Annotated in this window: 20 protein-coding genes and 1 pseudogene; 8 read left to right on the forward strand and 13 right to left on the reverse strand. The window is 59.2% G+C overall.

Annotation, left to right across the window (positions count from 1 at the left end):
- The first annotated feature begins 73 nt into the window (after positions 1–73).
- From HK23_RS07130 to HK23_RS07145, 4 genes are all read left to right on the forward strand, one after another.
- Complete coding sequence (locus HK23_RS07130) at positions 74–1,507, forward strand: cytochrome ubiquinol oxidase subunit I (protein WP_086653438.1); 1,434 nt, start codon at positions 74–76, stop codon at positions 1,505–1,507.
- Between the two features lie 8 nt (positions 1,508–1,515).
- On the forward strand, positions 1,516–2,541 hold the full coding sequence (gene cydB, locus HK23_RS07135; RefSeq protein WP_063908355.1) for a cytochrome d ubiquinol oxidase subunit II: 1,026 nt from the start codon (positions 1,516–1,518) through the stop codon (positions 2,539–2,541).
- 11 nt (positions 2,542–2,552) lie between these two features.
- Positions 2,553–2,675: a DUF2474 family protein gene (locus tag HK23_RS07140; RefSeq protein WP_086653439.1), complete on the forward strand. Its 123-nt coding sequence runs from the start codon at positions 2,553–2,555 to the stop codon at positions 2,673–2,675.
- 151 nt (positions 2,676–2,826) lie between these two features.
- Positions 2,827–4,596 (forward strand): M28 family metallopeptidase, encoded by a 1,770-nt coding sequence (locus HK23_RS07145; RefSeq protein ID WP_086653440.1) that lies wholly within the window; start codon positions 2,827–2,829, stop codon positions 4,594–4,596.
- 107 nt (positions 4,597–4,703) lie between these two features.
- Here the strand turns inward: HK23_RS07145 and HK23_RS07150 are convergent, their stop codons facing one another.
- The 3 genes from HK23_RS07150 to HK23_RS07160 form a co-directional block, all read right to left on the reverse strand.
- Positions 4,704–5,078, reverse strand: coding sequence for a cupin domain-containing protein (locus HK23_RS07150; RefSeq protein WP_086653441.1), 375 nt, complete (start codon positions 5,076–5,078; stop codon positions 4,704–4,706).
- A gap of 15 nt (positions 5,079–5,093) precedes the next feature.
- Positions 5,094–6,365, reverse strand: coding sequence for an MFS transporter (locus tag HK23_RS07155; protein ID WP_086653442.1), 1,272 nt, complete (start codon positions 6,363–6,365; stop codon positions 5,094–5,096).
- 70 nt (positions 6,366–6,435) lie between these two features.
- Positions 6,436–7,323, reverse strand: coding sequence for an AraC family transcriptional regulator (locus HK23_RS07160; RefSeq protein WP_086653443.1), 888 nt, complete (start codon positions 7,321–7,323; stop codon positions 6,436–6,438).
- 88 nt (positions 7,324–7,411) lie between these two features.
- Here HK23_RS07160 and HK23_RS07165 point away from each other — a divergent pair, with 88 nt between their 5' ends.
- Complete coding sequence (locus HK23_RS07165; protein ID WP_086653444.1) at positions 7,412–9,505, forward strand: TonB-dependent receptor; 2,094 nt, start codon at positions 7,412–7,414, stop codon at positions 9,503–9,505.
- Here HK23_RS07165 and HK23_RS07170 read toward each other — a convergent pair.
- Both HK23_RS07170 and HK23_RS07175 read right to left on the reverse strand, forming a co-directional pair.
- Entirely contained in the window at positions 9,502–10,131 is a 630-nt protein-coding gene (locus tag HK23_RS07170) for a DUF3159 domain-containing protein (protein ID WP_143217509.1), read from the reverse strand. The genes HK23_RS07165 and HK23_RS07170 overlap by 4 nt on opposite strands.
- A 117-nt stretch (positions 10,132–10,248) precedes the next feature.
- The gene (locus HK23_RS07175) at positions 10,249–10,695 is read right to left on the reverse strand and encodes a DNA polymerase III subunit chi (protein WP_043552036.1); all 447 of its coding nucleotides are present in this window, start codon (positions 10,693–10,695) and stop codon (positions 10,249–10,251) included.
- On the opposite strand from HK23_RS07175, the gene HK23_RS14285 reads away from it, so the two are divergent.
- Together HK23_RS14285 and HK23_RS07180 are read left to right on the forward strand one after the other, a co-directional pair.
- Positions 10,694–10,882 (forward strand): hypothetical protein, encoded by a 189-nt coding sequence (locus tag HK23_RS14285; RefSeq protein ID WP_143217510.1) that lies wholly within the window; start codon positions 10,694–10,696, stop codon positions 10,880–10,882. The genes HK23_RS07175 and HK23_RS14285 overlap by 2 nt on opposite strands.
- A gap of 142 nt (positions 10,883–11,024) precedes the next feature.
- On the forward strand, positions 11,025–11,879 hold the full coding sequence (locus HK23_RS07180; protein ID WP_086653446.1) for an aldo/keto reductase: 855 nt from the start codon (positions 11,025–11,027) through the stop codon (positions 11,877–11,879).
- A gap of 95 nt (positions 11,880–11,974) precedes the next feature.
- Here HK23_RS07180 and HK23_RS14520 read toward each other — a convergent pair whose 3' ends face one another.
- The 3 genes from HK23_RS14520 to hrpB form a co-directional block, all read right to left on the reverse strand.
- Positions 11,975–12,136, reverse strand: coding sequence for a hypothetical protein (locus HK23_RS14520; RefSeq protein WP_179193834.1), 162 nt, complete (start codon positions 12,134–12,136; stop codon positions 11,975–11,977).
- A gap of 296 nt (positions 12,137–12,432) precedes the next feature.
- The gene (locus HK23_RS07190) at positions 12,433–13,536 is read right to left on the reverse strand and encodes a S1C family serine protease (RefSeq protein ID WP_086653461.1); all 1,104 of its coding nucleotides are present in this window, start codon (positions 13,534–13,536) and stop codon (positions 12,433–12,435) included.
- Between the two features lie 131 nt (positions 13,537–13,667).
- Positions 13,668–16,232, reverse strand: coding sequence for an ATP-dependent helicase HrpB (hrpB, locus tag HK23_RS07195; protein ID WP_086653462.1), 2,565 nt, complete (start codon positions 16,230–16,232; stop codon positions 13,668–13,670).
- Between the two features lie 237 nt (positions 16,233–16,469).
- On the opposite strand from hrpB, the gene HK23_RS07200 reads away from it, so the two are divergent.
- Positions 16,470–18,764, forward strand: a complete 2,295-nt coding sequence (locus tag HK23_RS07200; RefSeq protein ID WP_256940107.1) for a TonB-dependent siderophore receptor — start codon at positions 16,470–16,472, stop codon at positions 18,762–18,764.
- A gap of 61 nt (positions 18,765–18,825) precedes the next feature.
- Here HK23_RS07200 and HK23_RS07205 read toward each other — a convergent pair whose 3' ends face one another.
- The 5 genes and pseudogenes from HK23_RS07205 to HK23_RS14895 all read right to left on the reverse strand — a co-directional run.
- The gene (locus tag HK23_RS07205; protein ID WP_086653449.1) at positions 18,826–19,860 is read right to left on the reverse strand and encodes a hypothetical protein; all 1,035 of its coding nucleotides are present in this window, start codon (positions 19,858–19,860) and stop codon (positions 18,826–18,828) included.
- A 14-nt stretch (positions 19,861–19,874) separates the two neighbouring features.
- Entirely contained in the window at positions 19,875–20,825 is a 951-nt protein-coding gene (hslO, locus tag HK23_RS07210; protein ID WP_086653450.1) for an Hsp33 family molecular chaperone HslO, read from the reverse strand.
- Between the two features lie 88 nt (positions 20,826–20,913).
- Positions 20,914–21,231, reverse strand: a complete 318-nt coding sequence (locus HK23_RS07215; RefSeq protein ID WP_086653451.1) for a hypothetical protein — start codon at positions 21,229–21,231, stop codon at positions 20,914–20,916.
- Between the two features lie 4 nt (positions 21,232–21,235).
- Positions 21,236–22,234: an ornithine carbamoyltransferase gene (gene argF, locus HK23_RS07220; RefSeq protein ID WP_086653452.1), complete on the reverse strand. Its 999-nt coding sequence runs from the start codon at positions 22,232–22,234 to the stop codon at positions 21,236–21,238.
- Positions 22,231–22,366, reverse strand: a pseudogene (locus HK23_RS14895) (acetylornithine transaminase); the annotation flags it as partial. The gene argF and the pseudogene HK23_RS14895, both read right to left, overlap by 4 nt.

Consider the following 22,366-nt stretch of genomic DNA (forward strand, 5'->3'; position numbering starts at 1 on the left):
ACTAAAACCGCGTTCGTGTCGTCGAGACCAGGTTTTGAAGGCGCGTACGTTCTGAGAATGGAGTACGGGCCTCGTGGGCGCACTGGATCCCTTATTTCTGGCACGATTGCAATTTGCATTCACTGTCGGATTTCATATTGTTTTTCCCGCTTTTTCTATCGGGCTGGCCGCGTTTCTGGCGGTGCTGGAAGGCCTGTGGCTTAAAACCGGGCGGCAGGTTTATCTGGACCTGTTCCGCTACTGGCTGCGGGCATTTTCTATTGTTTTTGGCATGGGCGTGGTCTCCGGGCTGGTCATGTCGTACGAATTCGGCACCAACTGGGCGCAGTTTTCGCAAAAAGCCGGGCCTATTCTGGGGCCACTGCTTGGCTATGAGGTGATGACCGCCTTCTTCCTGGAGGCAGGCTTTCTCGGCATCATGCTGTTTGGCATGAACAAGGTGGGGCGGAAGCTGCACTTTTTCGCCACCTGCGTGGTCTCACTGGGCACGCTGATTTCCATGAGCTGGATCCTGTCTTCCAACTCCTGGATGCAAACTCCGCAAGGCTACGCGATTGAGCCCGGCACAGGCCGCTTTATCCCGGCAGACTGGTGGGCCATTGTCTTCAACCCATCCTTCCCGTTCCGCCTTGTGCACATGGCGCTGGCCGCCTTCCTGTGCGTGGCGTTTGTGGTGGGTGGCGTAGGAGCCTGGCATCTGCTGCGGGCCAGACGGGCAGGGCGTGCCCCGACGGAAGCGGTGAAGGTCATGTTCTCCATGGCCATGTGGATGGCTGCCATTGTTGCGCCGCTGCAAATTCTGGCGGGTGATACGCAGGGCCTGAACACACTGAAATATCAGCCAGCCAAGATTGCCGCCATGGAAGGCGACTGGGACAGCCAGAGCCGCGCGCCGGAACTGCTGTTTGGTATCCCGGACATGGAGCATGAAACCACTCATTATAAAGTGGAAATTCCGCTGCTTGGCTCCCTTATTCTGACGCATAGCCTTGATGGCAAAGTGCCTGGCCTGAAGGATTATCCTAAAGACCAGCGCGCGCCGTCTTACGTGGTGTTCTTCACGTTCCGCATTATGGTGGCGCTGGGTGTGCTGATGGCCGTGCTGGGCGTATATTCGCTCTGGCTGCGCTGGCGCAAGCGCCTGTGTTCGGACGTGCTGTTGCAGCGGTTTGCACTGGTTATGGCGCCTGCCGGGTTTATCGCCATGCTGTGCGGCTGGGTAACGACGGAAGTGGGGCGGCAGCCCTTCACCGTCTACGGCCTGCTGCGCACGGCAGACAGTGCCTCGCCGGTGGCTGCGGGCAGCATTGCCTCCACGCTGGTTGTTTTCGTCATTGTGTATTTCATTGTTTTTGCGTCGGGCATCAGCATTCTTCTGCGGGGCTTTGCGCAGGAACCGCATGTGGGTGAAGTCGGGCCGGATGCGCATGATCCGCAGCGTGCGGCCTCCATGCAGGCTGCCGTTTCCAACACAGCCGCCGCAGGCGAAACAGGGAAGGAAAGCTGATCATGGATATGACCGGTGCGGCCTACTGGCTCCCCATTGTCTGGGCGGTTCTCGCGGCTCTGGCCATCTTCATCTACATTGTGCTGGATGGATTTGACCTGGGGCTTGGTATTCTCTTTCTTGCCGAGCGCGACAAGACCTATCGGAACGTGATGGTGCAAACCATTGCGCCCGTCTGGGACGGCAACGAGACATGGATGATTTTTGGCGGTGCTGCGCTGTATGGCGTGTTCCCCAACGCCTACGCCACCATCCTGCCAGCGTTGTATCTGCCCATCCTGATTATGCTGTTTGCGCTGATTATGCGCGGGGTGGCGTTTGAATTCCGCTCCCGCATGCATACGCAGCAGATGCGGGATTTGTGGGATGTCGGGTTCTGTGGTGGCTCGCTTGTCGCGGCTGTCATGCAGGGCATTATTCTCGGCACGCTGGTGTCCGGCATTCATGTTGAAAACAATGCCTTTGTGGGCAGCGGGTTTGACTGGCTGGCCCCGTTCCCGCTGTTCTGCGGTCTGGCTGTGGCCTGTGGTTACACGCTGCTGGGTGCCACATGGCTGGTCTGGCGGACAGAAAACACCCTGCAGGACACCATGCGCAAATGGTCCGGCATTCTGTCCATCGCCATGCTGGTGATGATCGCCGGTGTCTCGCTGTGGACCCCCGCGCTGCATGCCGCCTATATGCAGAACTGGACGGAATGGCCCCGCATCCTCTTTGTCGCTCCGGTGCCGGTCGCGGTGATTGCGCTGGCGTTGCTCATGTTTGTGGCGCTGCGTCGCAAGGTGTCCCGCCGCATTCCGTTCTTCTGTGCGCTTGGCTGGTTTTTCCTGTCCTTCTCGGGGCTGGGTATTTCCATCTGGCCGTATATCGTGCCGCCGGGCATGACCATCTGGGATGCCTCGGCTCCGCCAGCCAGTCAGGCGTTTCTGCTGGTGGGTGCTGCGGTGCTGATCCCGCTGATCCTGTCCTACACGGCGTTTGCCTACCATGTGTTCCGTGGCACGGTGAACGAGCATAGTGAGAGCTACCATTGAGGGAGGCGACCATGCCGCAAACAGCAGAACGCCCCCTGTGGCTTCGGTTGCTCTGGTTTGTGGGGCTGTGGGTAGGGGGAGTTGCCGCACTGGGCGTTGTGGCCGGTGCGCTGCGGCTTCTGATCCATCCGTGATCTGAAAACAGAGTTTTGCCTTTCTAGCAGGGCGCGTTCGCTTTTTCCGGCGGACGCGCTCTGTCTGTTTTTGGGGCGCCCTGTTGCTTTGTGAAAACTGTCCTGACTATTGTTGCGACACCATTCCTTTACCCAATGCAGGACAGACACAATGCGCACAACACAGACAACGGGCCGGTGCAGGACGTCACGAGACGGAGGGCTGCGCGCTTTGCGGCAAGGCCTGCTGGTCTGTGCCGTTTCGGTCACCGCTCTTGCATCGGGGCTCACTGGTCCTCACGGGCTTTCCGGCGTGGCGCAGGCTGCGGAGGTTTCTCCCTCTGTTTACGCGCCGATCAGCCCGGAGCGGATGTCGGACGCCATGAAGGTTCTGGGGTCTGATGCGTTTGAAGGCCGCGCTCCCGGTTCTCCGGGGGAAGCGCGGACCGTCGCCTGGCTGATTGAGCAGTATAAGCAGATTGGTCTGGAACCTGCGGGCGAGAACGGTGGCTGGACGCAGCGTGTGCCGTTGCAGCATACCCGCGTGGGGAAGCCTGATCTCCTGCAGGTGGCCTTTGCCAAAAACACGCTGCCGCTGGAACAGACGAAAGACGTCTATTTCACCACCGGGCGGGGCGTGGATCGCCTTAAAATTCAGAACGCGCCGCTGGTGTTCGTCGGGTATGGCGTGCATGCGCCGGAGCGTGGGTGGGATGATTTCAAAGGCGTGGATCTGAAAGGCAAGATTGCCGTCTTCCTGATTAACGACCCGGATTTTGACGCCAAACCGGATGAAGCCGTGGCCGGTAAATTTGGCGGTCGGGCCATGACCTATTATGGCCGCTGGACCTATAAATATGAGGAAGCCGCCCGACGGGGTGCGATTGGTGCGCTGATTGTGCATGACACGCCCGGAGCGGCGTATGGCTGGTCCACGGTTATTGCGCCGGGTGGAGAGTCCTTTGACATTGCCCAGAGCGGTGAAAACCAGCCGGTGCTGATGCAGGGCTGGATTTCCACCCCCGCTGCCACAAAGGTTTTTGCGCAGGCCGGTCTGGATCTGCCCGCTTTGCGCATGCAGGCGCGGCAGGCCTCTTTCAAGCCAGTGACACTGCCCAAAGCGCGTTTCTCGCTCGATGTGCCGGTTGAGGTCTCGCATCTGGAAAGCCAGAACGTGCTGGGCAAACTGACCGGCAGCAAGCACCCGGATGAAACCGTGATGTTTGGTGCGCACTGGGATGCGTTTGGCATGAGCAAGGATGCGCAGGGCCATGAGGTGATCCGCCACGGCGCGATTGATGATGGCTCCGGCGTGGCCGGTGTTCTGGAAATTGCCCGTGCGTTCAAGGCCGGTCCGCAGCCGGAGCGCACGGTGATGTTTGCCTCATGGACGGCTGAGGAACGCGGGCTGCTCGGTTCGGCATGGTATGCCGCGCACCCCATGGCGCCGCTGGAAAAAACAGCTGCGAATTTCACTATGGATGTGTTGCAGATGGCGGGGCCGTCTCACAACGTCTTTATGGTTGGGGCAGGGCAGGACACCGTGCAGGATGACGTGGCCGCCGCTGCGGAAAAACAGGGCCGCGTGATGCTGCCGGAAGCCATGCCGGAACGCGGGGCTTTCTATCGTGCCGACCATCTGCCGTTTGCCCGCGCTGGTGTGCCGGTGGCAGCGCTCATGGATATGGCGGGCTACCCGGATCTGCTGAAAGGCGGCGTGGAAGCCGGGCGGAAATGGTTGCAGGATTATATGGTCTGCTACCATCAGGCCTGTGACGCATGGAGCCCAGACTGGGATGTGCGTGGTGCGGCGGAAGATGTTGCGCTGCTTTATACCGTTGGGCGCACTCTGGCGTTTTCGCAAAACTGGCCGCAGTGGAAGCCGGGGTCAGAATTTGCCGACACGCGCGCAAAGAGTGCGGCTGTACGGGGTGGCCAGTAAGTCAATTTATAAACTGGCAGACAGCCTTACCGGGCCGTCTGCCAGTGGTGGGCCTGCCGTGTAAAGTGTGGAAGCTGACCGATTTTCGGCAGCTTCCGGCAACGCCATCAGGCCGGCGTTTTGGCCGTGTGCTGGGTGCCGGATTTATCGGTAATATAGAGCAGAGCGACCGGCCCCTGTGTCTCCTGCCGGTGCCATGAACCGCCGGGTACAAAAAGAACATCACCTTTTTTACCGACGAGAGTGAGTTCTTCTTCGTCTTTTTTCAGAACGACCGTTGTCTGCCCTTCCACAACAAGCAGAAATTCATCATGCGGGTGTTCTTCCCACGGGGTAGAGCCTTCAAACCGGACCATGCCGATATTGTGCTGGCCGAATGCAAAAAGCGTTGTCATGCTTTTTGATGCAAAATCATCTGTCTGCTGGTTGAGGTGCAGAATAGAAAGCGTGGCGGCAACCTGTTCAAGATTATAGTGAAGCATTTGCAAGTCTTTCTGTCATAGGATTGCAGGAAGAGACTGATTGGTTGAAGCGTGGTCGCAACAAAGCGGGGCCAGACGACGGGCCGCGAGAAACAGCGGGACAAGCAACACAAGCCCGCAGAGCCAGACCATCAGAAACGCCAGAGAATATCCCGCACAGGCAGCCAGTGGCATGATGGCCGAGGCCGCCAGAACATTGGCGATGCTTTCACCACATTGCAGAAAACTATAGTCCAGGCCGGGACGTTCTGCGGAGGACCAGTTCATCAATAAGGACCAGAGCGCGACGTAAAACCCGCCATCAAAAAAATTCTCTGTGCCAAGAGCAAGATATAGAACCGGGGCGGAAAGAGTGTGCGTTGCCTGCAAAATCCATAAAGTCCCCAGCAGACATGCAGAGGGGAGGGCCAGACAGCAAACAGCTTTGCAACTGCCAGCTTTTCTGACCATGAGCGTGCCCAGTAAAGCCCCGCCAAGCGCGCCGCACAGAAGATTTGAGATTTGCAGCGTGCCGATGGTTTCAACGGCGATATGCTGGTCGATCAGGAACGGTTGCAGAAGCGCTAAAAGTGCTCCGCCCGCAAATTTAAATGCCAGAGAACAGGTCATCGCCCACCCAAAGCCTTTTTGGCGGAAAAAATCCTTCAGGCGAGAGGGATGGGTAATCCGGCTGGTGTCTGGCTCCACATATTTCCGGAGAGGCAAAAGGATCAGGCAAAGCAGGAAAAGAGCCGCCGCCATGGCGCATAGCATGCCACTCCAGCCAGCCTGTGCGTAAACCAGCAGGCTTCCGCCCCCACCCGCGAGCATGCCCAGCAGAAAGGCGACAACCTGAATACCATTGGCCAGCCCCGCATTGCGCCCTTGCAGATGGGAGACCGCGGCCGCATTGGTAAGAATATCCTGTGTTGCAAACACGGTATTGAGCAGGATGATGCCGGCCAGTGAGAGCGCAAAACTGTGTTCTGGTGGGAAAAACGCCAGGACGAGACAGACCAGAATGGCGAGGAGTTGCGTTTGCAGGATCAAAGCCCCGTAACCCCGGCGTTTTCCGGCATTGTCTGTCGGGCCAGCCCAGAGAAATTTTAAAGCCCAGGGCAGAAACGTCAGGCCGCTCCAGCCAATGGTGTGAAGAGAAACACCACTTTCCCGCAAAATAGTGGCGTAGGCATTAAAGGCCAGTCCCGCAGGAATGCCTTGCCCGGCATACATCAGCCCCAGCGTGATGACGCGCTTCCAGACCAGAGGCAGAGTGGAAAACGGGGAGAAAAAAAGGCTCTTTTCCATAGAGAGCAAGGATAGGCGACCGGCTGTGCAGGGCCACCCGAATCAGCCCGCTGCCCCGATCAGACAGAATTTAACCTTCCTTACGGTAGAGGTGGGGGGCTTTGCCAATCTGCCGTTTAAACGCCGCGCTGAAGTGGCTCATATTGCTGTAGCCAAGCTCCATGGCAGTTTCTGTCACGGAGTGGGTCTTTAAAAGCTTTTTGGCGTGCTCCATGCGGTGCGCCTGAAACAGGCTGTAAGGGCCGCATCCAAAGAGAATGCGGAACCCCATTTTCAGCCGCGTGGCGTTGAGTCCGCTATAGCGGGCCAGTTCAATAATGGTGGGCGCTTTATCCATGCGGGCCAGCAGAAAGGAACGTGCCTTATGCAGGCAGGATTTTTCATGATGGGAGAGGGAAGGCCCTTGCGGTGCAGCCTCAATCTGTTCAAAGGACAGGCCCAGAATGGTCAGGGCTGCGGCACAGCTCAGAGGGCCATTGGTCTGGTTTTTCTGTAAGTTCTGGCACAGCCCGATGGCAGCCTTGTGCACGGATGTGTTCGCCTTGAGGCTGCTGAAAAATGGCGTGTGGGGGGAGAGGTCTGCCGTGCCCCATGGGGGAGGTGTGTGCATTTCCTGCAGGAGTTCGGGCGTAATGTGCACCTCAAGGCAGGAGAAATCTGCACTGGTCGCAATCTGGAAGTGAGTTGCCGGCAGGTAGGCGGTGGCTACGTCCCGCGCCTGAAACAGATGGGTTTTGCCCCCAAAAACGATTTCACACGCGCCGGACAGCATAATGGAACAGCGCAGGACTGCCGGACAGTCATCCATTTCCCCATGCAGCGTGGTGGGTAAGGCGGAGGAGAAAAAGCCGGCACTCAGCCCGTTATAAAGCTTGCTGTATAAAGGATGCAGAAGGGACTGGCCCGCCAGATGCTCTGGCTGTTGCCGATGGATGTGACTGGATCTGACGTGATGCATCTCCAGAAAAATTCCTCATTCTGTGTCTGATTGGAGTGATTAGACCAATCTGAGTAGCGATGCAATTGCGAGACATTATCATGTTGGCATGAGTAAAACACATCCCTCTCTTTCAGCCATAAAATACGCGCTGCTTGTTGTGCCCGTGCTGGATTGCGCCACCTCACCCGCAGGGTGGGCGGCCCCCTTATGTCCTGAACACCCGGTGTCCGGACAGACGGCCGCCTGCCGCAAGCAAGCAGAAGAGGTTGTGGTGCGGAGCCGGAATGCGTCCTTTGTTGTCTCGTCCAGTCTTTCCCGCCTTTCGGGAGCTGTTCTGAAAGAGCGCCATCTGGACACGTTGGGGGATGTGGCGGAGCGGCTGCCCAATGTCTCTTTTACCTCCACCACTCAGGCAAACCCGGTGATTATAATGCGGGGTCTGGGCGGCGCTGAGGATGAGGGGAGCACACTCTACGTGCCGTTTGTGCTGGACGGTATCCCCATGATGAGTCTTGCGCTGGGGCAGATTTTTGATCTGGACCATATGGATGTCACGCAGGGGCCGGAACTAACAAAAGGCCCAAATGCTTTTGGTGGCATGGTCTTGGCGACATCGCGTGATCCCGGGAACAAATTTGGCGGGTCTCTGGATTTTGAATATGGCACAGGGAACCGCCGCCGCGCCGTGATGAGCAACGATATTCCTCTGGGGCCTAACACGGCGCTCCGCGTAACGGTGGGCGGTGAGGTAGCGGATGGCTATGTGTCCAACCGCTTTCTGGACCGGAAGGACACCGCAGGCTGGCACAGCTGGTTTGGCAGGCTGAAACTGCTGCATAAAGATTCAGCCGGAGGAGAATGGCGGGTATCTTTGCACCATGTGTTAAACCATGGAGGGAACGATTATTTTACGTCCCCGGCACTGGCTTTGCAGCATGAGTCAGTTAACACAGAGCGCGGCGTGAATGATAATGACTACTGGGCGGGGTCTGCTCAGTATCATCGTATGTTCAGTCGCAAAATGATTGTGGATGTTGCTCTTGGTGGCAACGCGACCCAATGGAAATCACAAATTCCTGAAAGCGTTTTTTCGGCCCGCACCGGGTTTACCATGCCCACGCGGCAGGCGGGCGGGACCGTTACGCTGTCCGGCTCTTCCGGCACGCTGGACTGGCGTGGGGGCATTTTTGGGCAGGAGATGATGCGGGACACACCGTATCTTTTTGATATGTCCCCTTATTATATGAGCAACACAACCGCTGTGCTGAACAATGCCAATGTGGCGGGATTTGCTGAGCTGGTCTGGCGTTTTTCGCCCTCATGGCGGCTGGTTCCGTCTTTCCGGGTGGAGCATAACCAGTGGTCGATGTCCCGGTGGAGCGGATTGCAAACGGCCTCCATGCCGGACGCCTACTCCCTGCTGGAAAAACTCCCCAAACAAACAGCCTCCCGCACGGTGCCGCTGCCGGGGCTTAAGCTGGAATATCATCCGCAAACAGACAGTGGAGTGATGCAGTTTGGCTGGCTGAGCTATACGCGGGCCTATATGCCGCCGGGTTTTAACCCGCATGCCGTTATGGCCGCTACAGCGCAAACGCCCTTTGACGCCAGCTATGGGAATAATCTGGAAGTAGGCTACCGCCTGCATGACCGTAAGGATAAATGGTCAGCTGAAATCATTGGATATTCAAATCTCATTTCCAATCTTCAGGTTCTTGCGAGTAATGCGAATGGGGAATCTGTGGTGGCAACGGCGGCAAAAGCACATACGCGTGGCATGGAACTGAACGCGACGTTCAAACCCGTCAGCACCCTCACGCTGAGTGGTTTTCTGGGACTGACCTATGCGGGGTATGATCGCTTTGTGTTTGGCGGACAGAACTTTAGTGGGCAGCAATTGAACGGCACCCCCAAAAGCAGTTTTGGATTGAGCGGCACGTGGACGCCCGGAGATGGCTGGTCTGTCAACATCAGTATGGTGCGGCGCGGGCGCACAAACCTGTATCCCAGCAGCACACTGGTGAATGATCCCTACGTGCTTGTGGATGCCCAGATTGAAAAGAAGTGGCGATGGTGGAATATCGCCATTTATGGTCGCAATCTTGCGGACGCGCGTTACCTGACGCGTGGTCTGGCGACAGGGGAGGCTGTGGCGGCAAACCCACGCCTGCTGGGGCTTCGGGTTGGGATGACGTATTAAGCAGAGGGGGGCAGGGGTGCCGGAGCTGGCGCGGTAAACCAGCCAAAGTGGCGGCAGAGCATCAACACCCTGCGGCCATTCAGGCTGATGAGCATCATCACACCCAGACTGGCCCAGCTGATAACGGTGCGGAGCATCAGGGCTTTTGTCAGCGGGAAAGCTGTCATAATCCAGAGAAACACGCCTGCGCGGGCAACAAAATAGGCGGCCCAGAACAGTGTGAAGGCCCGGAAAAACCGTATGATCTCTGGCCGGTCTTTGGGAATGGTGTGCCCGTTTCTGGAGTTCATGGCTAAACGTAGCACCAGTGGTTCTTCCCCAAGAGCACCGGCTGCAAAGAAGGCGGCTGTAATCAGGTTAGAAACCGTGGCCTCATAACGCATCATAAACGGCGTGTCGGCATAGAGATCGACCGCGCCAAATACCAGCGCCATGATATTGGAGAACCACCATAAAGCCGGAAAGGGGCGGTGTGTTGCCATACGCCAGATGACTTCGGTCACAATAAAGAGGAGTGTGGCGACAATGGCGGGTTTGAGGCCGAAAGTGAGCAATACGCCCCAGTACAGGATCAGGCTGCCAAACGTATGGAAAAGGCCGCCCAGCGTGCCCGTCAATCGTTTCATTCTTTTTGGTCCACGCCTTTTGTCCTACCCCGGCATTTTAAATGCACTGCCTGCCGGAGTATGGGCATATTTCACGGAACGTGTCTCGGGAAAGAAAAGACCGTTATCAGGCCGCTCTTAACGCGCGCGCTTCCAGCCCCGGTCTTCCTGCCGCCAGTAGGCGAGGTCATGCCCGGCGGCTTTCATGGCGGTCCAGCGTTCCCGGGCGGCGGCCACGGCGGCTTCATCATGCCCGTCAAACAGGTCAAACACGCGCTCAAAAGGCGGGTTATCCGGGCAGGTGCGGTTTTCCAGCAGGAACAGGAACGGGGCGGCGTTGGGCACATCCTCACCGAGCGTCAGCCAGATGGGTTGCAGGTCCGGGCAGAGAATGCCCTCGCTGCCATGCGGGAGCCATGCCGGGTCCGAGACTTTCCACAGGGCTTTATCCAGCGCATCCAGCTGGGGTTTGCTGGCACACCACACTGCGGCCTTCTGCCCACTGGCCAGCGTGCGGGAGAGCAGTTGCGGCAGGGCTTCGGCCACGCTGGTGCGGGTAAGGTGGTAAAAGCCGATCTGCGTCATGCGGGGCGGGTCCTGTGGTCTGGCATGGGGCCAGTCTATCAGCTTTCGGGGGGCGTGCAGAGAGCCTGTGGCGGACAATTTCCCCGGCAATCTGTGCGTCATTCTGGCCGGGTTCACGCGCTGCGTTCGGGTCGCAGGCCGGTATGTGTTGCAGGCATGTGGGCTTCCCGCAGGGGAACGATTGTGATGCTCCCGCGCTGGCTGGACTATCAGCACACAACAGGGAAGGCTGCCTGACCAGAGACCAAAGTCGGATGACCAGTCAGATCGGGCCGGATGTCTTTTGGAGTGAAGGCACTCTCTGTTTGAGGAAGAAGGACGCGAACGATATGGCGAAAACAGTCACACTGCCGGACGGCACAAAACTGCCTGCGCTGGGTATGGGCACCTGGAACATGGGGGAATCTTCCGCCACCTGGAAAGAGGAAGTCGCCACGCTGCGTCAGGGGGTGGCGGCTGGCCTGAAGGTGGTGGATACCGCCGAGATGTACGGGCAGGGCCGCTCGGAAAGTCTGGTGGGTGAAGCCATGCGGGATCTGCGGGACGAGATTTTTCTGGTTTCCAAGGTGCTGCCGACCAATGCCTCAGCCGAAGGCGTCGCCAAAGCCTGCCGGTCTTCCCTGCGTCGGCTGGGGACGGACCGGCTTGATCTCTACCTGCTGCACTGGCGCGGTAGCGTGCCGCTGGCTGAAACTATTGAGGCCTTCCGCAAGCTGAAAGAGGAAGGACTGATCCGCTACTGGGGTGTGTCCAATTTTGATGTGGACGACATGCAGGAGCTGGAAAAATACACCCGGTCCTGTGAATGCGCGAGCAACCAGATCCTCTACAATTTGGAGCATCGGGGGGTAGAGTATGACCTGCTGGACACCAACCGCTTCCGGCATGTGATGACCATGGCCTATTCCCCTATCGGGCAGGGCGGGGCGTTGTTGCAGAACAAGGCGGTGAAGGCTGTAGCCGCCCGGCACACCACCAGCAATGGTCCCGCAAGCCCGGCTCAGATTGCGCTGGCTTGGGTGCTGCGGATGGACAACGTGATGCCAATCCCCAAAGCATCGTCTCTGGCGCATCTCAAAGATAATATTGCCGCGCAGGAAATTACCCTGACGGATGAGGATCTGGCAGCTCTGGACGCTGCCTTCCCACCGCCGACCAGCAAGGAACCGCTGGACATGATCTAACCCGCGCCCTTGGGTTTCAGGCGCAAAAAAGCCGCCGGGCAGAGGCCTCGGCGGCTTTTTTGTGGGCTTGTGTCAGAAGGACCGGGTCTGAAAAATCAGACGCCGTCTTTCTGCATGTTGTCCAGCACGTAGGTTGCCATCAGCACAACCGGCAGGCCGAAAGCGATGCTGAAGGTCAGGAAGGACATGTCGTTCAGCTTGAGGCCGGTAAACAGCATGTCCAGACCCAGCAGTGTCAGAAAACCGTACATTTGCATGGTGAAGCCCTTTCGGTGGCGCACAACATCAGCAGAAAACTCGCCAGCCCCCGGAAAACCGGGCGCGGAGTCATTCAGGAACACATCTTCCAAACAAATCTATTCTGAAAATGTATCCCGTTTCCCGCGCATTTTACGCTCACGGAGGGTGGGGTCAATATTTATTTGGCTTTCGTAAGTAATGGACTAATCTGGTCTTGTTTCACGCTTGCGTAATTAAAAGTAGATTTCTCTATATTTTTCTAAATTTATCTAATTTTTAAATAAAATAAACGAGGGTAAAAGGCGGTCCGGCCTCAGTCTTCCGAAAGCGGGCGATGGCCGACATGGATAGTCAGCGTCATGGGCTGGCTTTGCCGCTGCACGCTGATCTGCACCGTGCTGTTGGGGTGGGCGGCGGCCACGGCACGGATCATGGTGCGGGCTGTGTCCATATGTTCGCCGCTCATGGCGGTAATAATGTCACCGCGTTTCAGGCCGCCCTGGGCTGCGGGGCCGTTGCGGTCCACCTCTGCCACGCGGGTGCCGTTATGGGTGCTAATGTCTTCCAGCGTGGCGCCCAGCCAGCCCCGGTCAATCCGCCCGTCGCGTTGCAAAGCGTTGACAACGGGCATGACAATTTCAGACGGAATGGAAAATCCCAGCCCCACGGAGCCGCCGGTCGGGGAGACAATGGCCGTGTTCAGGGCAATGACCTGCCCGGCCAGATTAAAGGTCGGGCCGCCGGAATTACCGGGGTTGATGGGGGCGTCCAGTTGCAGAAAGTCATCAAACGGGCCGGTGCCAATGTCCCGCCCACGGGCGGAGACAATGCCCGCCGTCACGGAGGAGCCAAGGCCAAACGGGTTGCCCGCCGCCATAATCCAGTCCCCCACCTGCACAAGGCGGCTGTCCCCCCATTCCACAAATGGTAGCGGAGTGGTGCTGTCTATCTTGATGACGGCAATATCCGTCAGGTCATCAATGCCAATCAGGCGGGCGTTGTATTCTTTGCCGGAGGCAAGGGCTACGGTGATTTTGTCAGCATCTTCGACGACGTGCCCGTTGGTGACAATCACGCCGGACGGGTCGAGAATAAAGCCGGAGCCAGCGCCCAGCACTTCATCACTATGCTTACGCATCCGCTCCCGAAAGCGGCGCTCTAGCGGCGTGCCTTTTACGGCGGAGGGGAGCTTTTTGCGGGTGCTGGAATCTGAATCGCGCGTAACAGCAATATTGACCACCGCTGGCACAACCTTGCGCACCAGTGGGGCAAAGCTTGTTGGGCCGGGGGCGGCAACGATGGGTGTGGCTGGGGCAAAAAGGGTGGAGGGATCTGCGTGTGCGGTGTGGGATCCCATGGAAAGGCCAGACGAACACAGTGCCGCCATGGCGGGCAGGCTCCGCATAAATGTCTTCATGAGTTTGTGATCTGCTTTCCGTCCATAGAGACTTTTGGCCTCCTTTACCCACAAAGTGCAATGCCCCTGTGTTGCAACACCCTTCTATGGTGCTGTTTTGCAACGCGTTGTGGTACTGATGTGACAAAACGTTAACGCGCCGGCCTCCGTGGTTTTGCCGGGCTGAGTGCTGGATTTTCCGGCCATTCATGCCGGGGGTAGCGCCCGCGCATGTCGCGCCGCATGTCCGCCCAGCCGCCTTTCCAGAAGCCTGCGAGATCTGCCGTAATGGCCTGCGGTCGGCTTGCGGGGGAGAGCAGGGCCAGACGCAGCGGCACACGCCCTCCGGCCAGCTTTGGTGTCTCTTCCGTGCCGTAAAAGACCTGCGCGCGGGCGGAGGCAACGGGCACGGGTTGCGTGTAATCCACGCTCGCCTTGCCGCCGGGGAACGGGAGGGCCGTGGGCAGCTCCTTATCCAGCCAGGCGTTCAGTGTGTAGCCCAGATGGTTTTTGAGCAGGGCCGTTAAATCCAGCCCGCGCAGATCGGCCAGAGAGGTTAACCCGTCAAGATAAGGGGCGAGCCAGTCCTCCATGCGCCCGGCCAGTGCCGGAGTGGTAAAGTCCGGCCACTCTTCGCCCGGTCCCGCGCCGCCGGGCAGGGCACGGGCCAGTTCCACGCGGGCCTGAAGCTGGCGCGCGGCTTCAGGCCAGTCCAGCGTGGTGTCTGGTGTCGCTTTGGCCTGTGCGAGCAATAAAGAGGCAGCGTTCCCCGCTTTCACCTTCTCCGTCAGGTCCCGCAGCACAAGGCAGCCGATGCGGGTGCGGCGACGGGCCAGAATATTGCCGGATACCGGGTCCAGCGAGGTTTCCACCTGTTCCTTCGTGCGGTCCAGCAGGGCCGGGGGCAGGGCGTTCAGATCCAGCGGGGCAGCAAGGCGGATTTCTGCGGAGGTGCGTAAATGCAATCCGGCCACGGCCAGCAGCTTCTTCTCCGCCAGTCCGTCATCGCGCCGCAGGCGCGCATTGCTGCCGTTGGAGAGGCGGAACGTGCCGGCTTCCCCACGAGAGAGGGCGATACGGTCCGGGAAGCCTGCGGCAATCAGTGCGGCTGGGTCGCCCCCGGCCTGCTGGCGGGCACGCAGGCCCAGCCGCAGGCGGAAGCGAGATGCGGCCTGACGGATGCGGGCCAGAGCGCCCCGGTCAGCCTGTGGGTGGTCTCCTCCGGCGATTAAATCCAGCCGGAGGGAAATATCGGAGGGCGGCACAGGCGGTGGGCCAGCGCGTCCGGCAGCGCGGGGGCGCAGAGGGTCCCGTTCTTCCAGCAGGGCCGCGAGATCAGCCGCCATGGCAGCTTCCTCCGGCGTGCGGGCGGCCAGCATCATGGCGGCAAGGCGGGGGTGTGTGCCAAGGGCTGCCATGTTGCGCCCGTGCTGGGTAATTTGTCCGTCGTCATCCAGTGCGCCGAGCATGATCAGCAAGTCTCGGGCGGCTGCCACGGCACTGCCGGAAGGCTGGTCGGGCAGTGGAAGGGGGGTGTCGGACTGACCGACTGTGTCTGTCCATAAGGCGGTGGCCAGAACAAAGTCTGAGAGGTCCGCTTCCAGAATTTCGGGCCTGTCATGCTGGGGCAGGCCACGTTCTGTCGCGGTGGTCCACAGGCAGAAAGCGGTGCCCGGGGCTTCTCGCCCGGCACGACCTGCCCGCTGGCGGGCGGCCGCGCGGGAGATGCGCAGTGTTTCCAGCCGGGACAGACCGGCCCCGGCATCAAAGCGCGGGGCGCGACGGAAGCCGCAATCCACCACCACCCGTACGCCCGGTACCGTGAGCGACGTTTCCGCAATGGATGTTGAGAGAATAACGCGCCGCTGCCCCTGTGGGCCGGGGCGCAGTACCAGCGCCTGTTCTGCTGGCGGGAGTTCCCCATGCAAGGGAAGGACCGTGGCGCGGCAGTCTTCTAGAAGCTGAGCAACACGTCGGATTTCCCCTGTGCCGGGCAGGAAGACCAGAATATCGCCCTCTGTTTCTGCCAGCGCCTGCCGCACACCGGCAGCCGTCACGGTCGCCAGATCGCGCAGATGCGGAATGTCACGCTTGGCGTGCTGCACGGTGAGGGGATACATCCGCCCCTCGCTTGTCAGCACAGGGGCGTTCATCAGGGTGGCAAGGCGCTCGGTTTCTGCCGTGGCCGACATCGCGACCAGCCGCAGGTCGGGCCGCAATGTGCGTTGCAGGTCCAGACAGAAAGCCAGAGCGAGGTCCGCGTCCAGAGAGCGTTCGTGCACCTCGTCAATAATCACGCAGGCGACGTTTTCCAGCATCGGGTCGCTCAGCAGACGGCGCAGAAACAGGCCTTCCGTCAGCACCTCGATGCGGGTGCGGTCAGACACGGCGGCATCCAGCCGGGTGCGGAAGCCGACAAACCCGCCGACATCTTCCCCCATCAGCGAGGCAATGCGCGTGGCAGCGGCGCGGGCGGCCAGACGGCGTGGCTCCAGCATGATGATGCGGTCCACTTCCTTCCGCCACGGGGCTGCCGCCAGAACTGGTGGGACCGTGGTGGTTTTCCCCGCGCCCGGAGGGGCAACCAGAATGGCGGAGGCTGGCTGCTCTGGCGTGGGCGTGCGGGAGAGGGCTGCGCACAGATCAGGCAGCACGTCCTGAACGGGCAGGCCATCGGCAATGGCAAACGGGGAGGCTGAGAGCGTCTGGTTCGGCATCGGGATGTTATGGCCGGGGCGTGCGCTGGCTGCAATTTCAAATGTTGGACGGGGAAGGCTGACGGTCTGATACCGGTTTGTGAACATGTCTCATAAAAAAAATTTATCAATCTGGAGCCATCTCTCTTGCCGCACTTCACGAATAAGTGATAATGAGAATAATTCTTAACAACCAAGGCGGCGGGACAGCCCATGGCGACGGCAAAAGACCATGCCGAACAGAGAGCAGGAATAACGATGACGCGTTTAAAAGCAGGACTGCTCTCCTGCTCTGGCCTGATGCTGTGCGGAGCAGGGATGGGCTTTTGCTCTGCCCCTGCTTTTTGTGCAACAGCAGCAGAAACAACAGAAAAAGCCCCCAAATCCGCAAAAGTCACGCAACCAGCAGCAAAAATGGCGCAGGCCACAAAGAGCGCGCAGGCAGAAAAAGCGGCCCGGCCGTCTGATGAAACTGAGATGCCTGCCAGTGTTGAAAAACTGCTGGTGCAGGGGCAGCGGCACAAGAATGCGACGACCGATGGCACCGGCAGCTACGAGGTGAAGGCAGTCTCCATGACCAAAATGCTGTTGCGGCTGGATGAAATTCCGCAATCCGTTTCCGTTGTCAGTCGCCAGCAGATGCAGGATCAGAATCTGACAACGGTGGATCAGGCGCTCAAACAGGTGCCAGGTGTGAACGTCAACCAGTATGGGGACGGCACCGCAGGTTTCACCTCCCGTGGCTATATTATGCAGCCGCAATATGATGGTGTGCCCTCCAGCGGCGGGATGCAGTTTAGTCAGCAGTTTGATCTGGCTATTTATGATCGACTTGAAGTTTTGCGTGGCCCGGACGGGATGTTTCAGGGGTCCGCACCGCCCGGCGGCAGTGTGAACTTTGTGCGTAAGCATGCGCTGGATACGTATCGGGCGCAGGGGGATTTCAGTGGTGGGTCATGGGATACGTTCCATGCGGACGCCGATGTGACCGGCCCGCTGACAGGCAATAAAAAGGTGACGGGCCGGTTTGTGCTGGCAGGGGGAGACCGCAACTATTTCTACAAGGATGCGCATGATACCCGCTGGACAGCCTATGCGGATATTGATGTGCATATCACGGACAAAACCACGCTTTCCGTGTCCGCCACCGGCCAGAAGAATGACACCACGCGCTTTATGGGCTTGCCTATGGCGGCCTCTGGCGCGGACCTGCATCTGGCGCGCAACAGTTTTGTGGGGGCTAACTGGGGCAAGACCAGCAACCCGATGTATGAATTTGACGGAGAACTGGAGCATGAGTTTGGCGCAGGCTGGCGCGGCAAGCTGACGGGCCGCCACCGCGAAACCGATAGTTCCATGCACTACACCTATCTGAACAGTGTGGTGACGCCTCAGAAGACCGGCAACTTTGTTGTGGCGCGGTATGAAGGGCGGGAAATTTATGATGGCGCGGACATGTATTTTACCGGCCCCGTGCATCTGCTGAACCGCAAACATGATTTGCTGATCGGGGCGAATTATGATTCGGATCTGCTGTATGATGGTGGCTCATCCGCGTCATGGCGCACCACGCCGGGCCTGAGTAATCTGGATATTTTCTCGCCTGTTATTTCGGACACTATCCGGCCGGATATTACGACCCGTTATCGGGAACCCACGCAGCAATATGGGGTTTACGGGTCAGCCCGTATTCAGCTCATGCCCTCACTTGATCTTTTGCTTGGTGGGCGGCTGAGTTTTTACCAGTATAAATATAAAAACCTGTCCAAAAATACGCCGTATGTTGTCAGCCAGAAGAACGGTGCGGTTCCCACGCCCTATTTAGGGCTGGTGTGGCATATTGTGCCGGATGTTGCGGCCTATGTGAGCTTTACGGATACGTTCCAGCCGCAATCCGCTTACAGCCACACCGGGCGGCTGAAGCCGGTTCTGGGTCAGCAGATTGAAGGAGGCTTTAAGGGGTCTTTCTTCCATCGCAATCTGAGCGTGACGCTGGCGGGCTACCATATTCTTGAGCGCAACAAGAGTATGGAAGATCAGGACGGGTCTTCCACCTGTGGGCTGTCCGGCACCAGCACCTGCTACCATGCGGCGGGGAAGGTGCGCAGTCAGGGCGTTGAATTTGAAATGCTGGGCCGTCTGCTAACGGGCTGGGACATCAGCCTTGGCTACACCTTCAATGATAACAAGATACTCAAGGATGATTCCGGTCTGGCGGGGCTGGCCTATACGCCTAACTCACCGCGCCATCTGTTCAAACTCTGGACGCATTATCGCTTTGCCGCTCCGGAGGTGACGCGGAATGTCTGGAGTATTGGGGCCGGGGTCGATGCACAAAGCAGCACGTTTGGCACAAACCGCGCCGTTCGGCAGGGGGCGTATGTGGTGGCCAGTGCGCAGGTTGGGTATCAGTGGCGGCCGGAACTGAACATGACGTTCACCGTCAATAACCTTTCCAATACGCGGTATTATCAGCGTCTGGGGAACGTTTATTACTACAATTATTATGGAGAGCCCCGGAGCTTTATGGCCTCCGTGCAAAGTAACTTCTGAAAACTGCTGTGTGATGCCCGACCTGCCGGAAGGAATGGCAGGTCGGGCTCAATAAACAGGCTTATTTTTTAGGAAGTTGCAGAACGCCGGGTGCAGGGGAGCGGGCTTTTGTGGTGGTGGAGGAAGACGATGCATCATCATCCTCACCTGCCGGAAAAACCGGGTCGGGTTCAGAGGTTTTTGTGGAGGCCTTATTCCCCGAGGATGTGCTGTTTGCGCTGGAAGTCGGTACAGCGCTGTTGCCCGATGTGTCAGACACAGGTGCATTTTCAGGCAGTGTGGTGACGGATGTTGCATCCGGCACGGAAACAGTCGGGGTGGTGATATTCGGCACGGTCACCGTTGGTGTGGTGATCGTGGGAGTGGTGACTTCCGGTGTCGTGACGGCTGGTGTTGTCAGAGCAGGGGCGCTGGTCACGCCCGTGGCAGCAGCCGGAACCGCAGCCGCTGCGGCGCTGGTGGCCGCTGTGCTGCTTTTAGCCCCCGGTGCGTCAAGGGACTGGCTCTGAATGGCGGAGCCAACCGGCGTGCCGCCTGCATCCACCATCCAGTCCTTCAGCGTATTGCGGATCTGATACTCAAACTCCACGTTCATACGCTGCATCATGTCATTGGTGAGTTCGTACAGATTAGCCGGGCTGTCTGCATCGCCTTTGGACAGATCAGGGCGCAACGTCTGGGAGACGTGCGCTTCAGCCCGTGCGGCCTGTGTGCCGCCACTGTTCAGCAACACCAGATGCACATCCATCTGCCCCGCCAGCACGCCGCCTGAATTATGCAGGATGGACGCACGATCAATCACAAACTGTGCTGTGCCGGATGCCCCTGCGGCTACCAGCCGGTCCTGCGCCATCTGGCAGAGAGCCTGTGCGGGCGGGGTGGGGGCACGGTTGCCAATGTCACCTGCCACCGGGTTTTGCAGCGTGTTGTCCTCAATGTTCAGCGTAGCCGCATTGAGGTGCATCACGCTCAGATAGTCATAGCGGAGCGGGGCGAATTTTGTCGGCTGCTTATCGCCCGCGCATCCTGCCAGAAAAGCTGGCAGGAGCAGAGCGACAGAGCATGTTGCGCGAAGCGGGCGAGAAAACAGCGACATGGAAACAAGTCCCTTCAGGCAGTGCGCGGCGCGATGTCCTTGCGCGGGAAGCGGAAGTCATGGTTGCAGAACTCGCACGTCATCACAATCTGCCCGTCATCCTGGCACATGTGGTCCAGATCATCCGTGTCGAACCCTTCCAGCACATTGGCCAGACGCGCGCGGGAACACCGGCAGCCATAGGCCAGAGCACGGGGCTGGCTGACGTGAAGATCTTCTTCATGGAACAGGCGGTGAAGCAGCGTGGCAGACGGCAGAGCGTCGTCCAGCACTTCCTTTGTGGACAAGGTGGAGGCCAGAATGGTGGCGGTTTCCCAGCTTGCGTCGGCGTCTTCATCACCCACAACGTGGGTGCCGCCTTCACCGGCAATCCGTTCCAGCACAAGGCCGCCAGCGCGCCAGCCCGCATCCGTCATGGTGCAGCACAGATAGATCCAGCAGGCATGCTGCTCACTGGTGCTGAAGTAATGCGTTGCCATGGCGGCGAGGTCATCGCCAGCAAGGTCCACAATGCCCTGATGCCGCTCCATGTCCGGACCCTGATCAACCGTGAGGGCCATATAGCCATTGCCCAGCAGGTCGCGGTCAGTCGGGTTCGGGGTGTCCTGAAGCAGAGCGTCCAGTGCCTCATCATCCGTGCGGGCGTAAAAGCGCAGCGCGCCGGTATCGGTGCAGTCTGCCACCAGCATGGTGACGGGGCCGTCCCCTTTAATCTGGAGGGAGAACGCGCCCTGAAACTTCAGCGCAGAGGCCAGACCAGCCACCAGTGCCAGTGCTTTGCCAGCCAGACGGTTGACCACATTGGGGTGGTCATGCCGGGTCAGCAGCACATCGGTCAGGACGCCGAGGCGGACCAGACGACCGCGCACGGGGCGGCCTTGAAGGTAAAACGGCGTGACGCCACCGGGCACAACCAGATCCGGCACATCGGGACGGTCACGGTCAAGAAAAGCAGGAGTTTCCATAAAAAACCTTAAGTGCGATCAGTGCTGAGAATATGGGGAGGCACCCGCTGCAATAACAGGGGGTGTCCTCGCTGACTGATGCAGGAGCTTAGATGTCTGAAGAAATGGACAGTTCCAGCTGTTCAAGCTGCTGTTCCAGTGTGCGGGCGGCCTCGGCGTTCAGGCCCAGACTGTCCTGCAGAGCGCGCAGGAAACCCTGACGGCAGGCGTCATGTGCGCTGTCCAGATCCGCAGCGCGGCCACAGCTTGCCAGACAGTCCAGATAGGAGGCACGGAACGGCGCGAGTTTCTCCGCTGTAAGCGGCAGGCTGGCCAGAATGGTATCCAGACTGTCTTCCACCCATCCCGGTGTGGCCGGTGTCTCTTCCGTGCCGGATGGGGTTACGGGTTTATCTGCGCCGTTCATGTGCTTATTCCTTCCCGAAAGAGAGCCAGTTCTCTCCGCCCATGGTCCAGGCCAGCAGGCCTTTCTGGGCGTGCAGACGGTTCTCGGCTTCATCAAACACCACGGATTGCGGGCCTTCAAACACGTCTTTCGTCACCTCCTCCCCGATATGGGCAGGCAGACAGTGCATGAACAGGGCATCCGGCGCAGCGTGAGCCATCAGAGCCGCATCCACTCGGTAGGGGGAGAGCTTGGCAAGGCGCATGGCGGATTCTTCTTCCGAGTCCGACATGCTCAGCCATGTATCCGTTACCACGCAGTCAGCGCCCTCAACGGCGGCGCGCGGGTCTGTAGTCAGCACCACATCGCCACCTTCCTGTTTTGCCCAGTCCAGCACGTCCTGCGGCGGGGTCATGTCCGCCGGGGTGGCGGCGCGCAGCCTGAAGCCGAAGCGCACAGCCCCTTCAATCAGGGAAACCAGCACATTGTTGCCGTCACCGGTCCACGCAAAGGTGCGGCCTTTGACCGGGCCGCGATGCTCTTCATAGGTCAGGATATCAGCCAGAATCTGCACCGGGTGAGAAGACGGCGTCAGGCCGTTGATCACCGGCACGCTAGCGGCACGCGCCAGTTCGTGCAGGTTTTCCGTGCGGCCCGTGCGCAGCACCAGTGCATCCACAAAGCGGGAGAGGACGCGGGCAGTGTCCGTAATGGTCTCACCGCGGCCAATCTGCATGTCGGACGGAGAGAGGATGACGGCATCCCCGCCCAGCTGGCGAATCCCGACTTCAAAGGAGACGCGGGTGCGGGTGGAGGGCTTGGAGAGGATAATCCCCAGCGCCCGGCCAGCCAGCGGCACGCGCGGATGCAGTGGGAAGCGGCGGCCCTTCTGCATCTGCTTCATACCGGCAGCCACATCCAGAATCTGGCGCAGCGTTGTGGCGTCCAGATCTTTCAGGTCGAGGAAGTGGCGCGGCCCGGTCTGCTTGGTGGGGGTGGAGAGAGAGGAAAGGGCAGCGCTCACAGGGTGGGCTCCAGTGTTTTGTTATTTTGGGTATTGGTCAAAATCTGCACCGCCTTTTTCAGGCGGGAGACCGCTTCACGGCAGTCGTCTTCAGAAATCGTCAGAGGCGGGACCAGACGCAGCACGTTGTCC

This window comes from Acetobacter malorum (genome assembly GCF_002153605.1).
Classification (GTDB): Bacteria; Pseudomonadota; Alphaproteobacteria; order Acetobacterales; family Acetobacteraceae; genus Acetobacter; species Acetobacter malorum_A.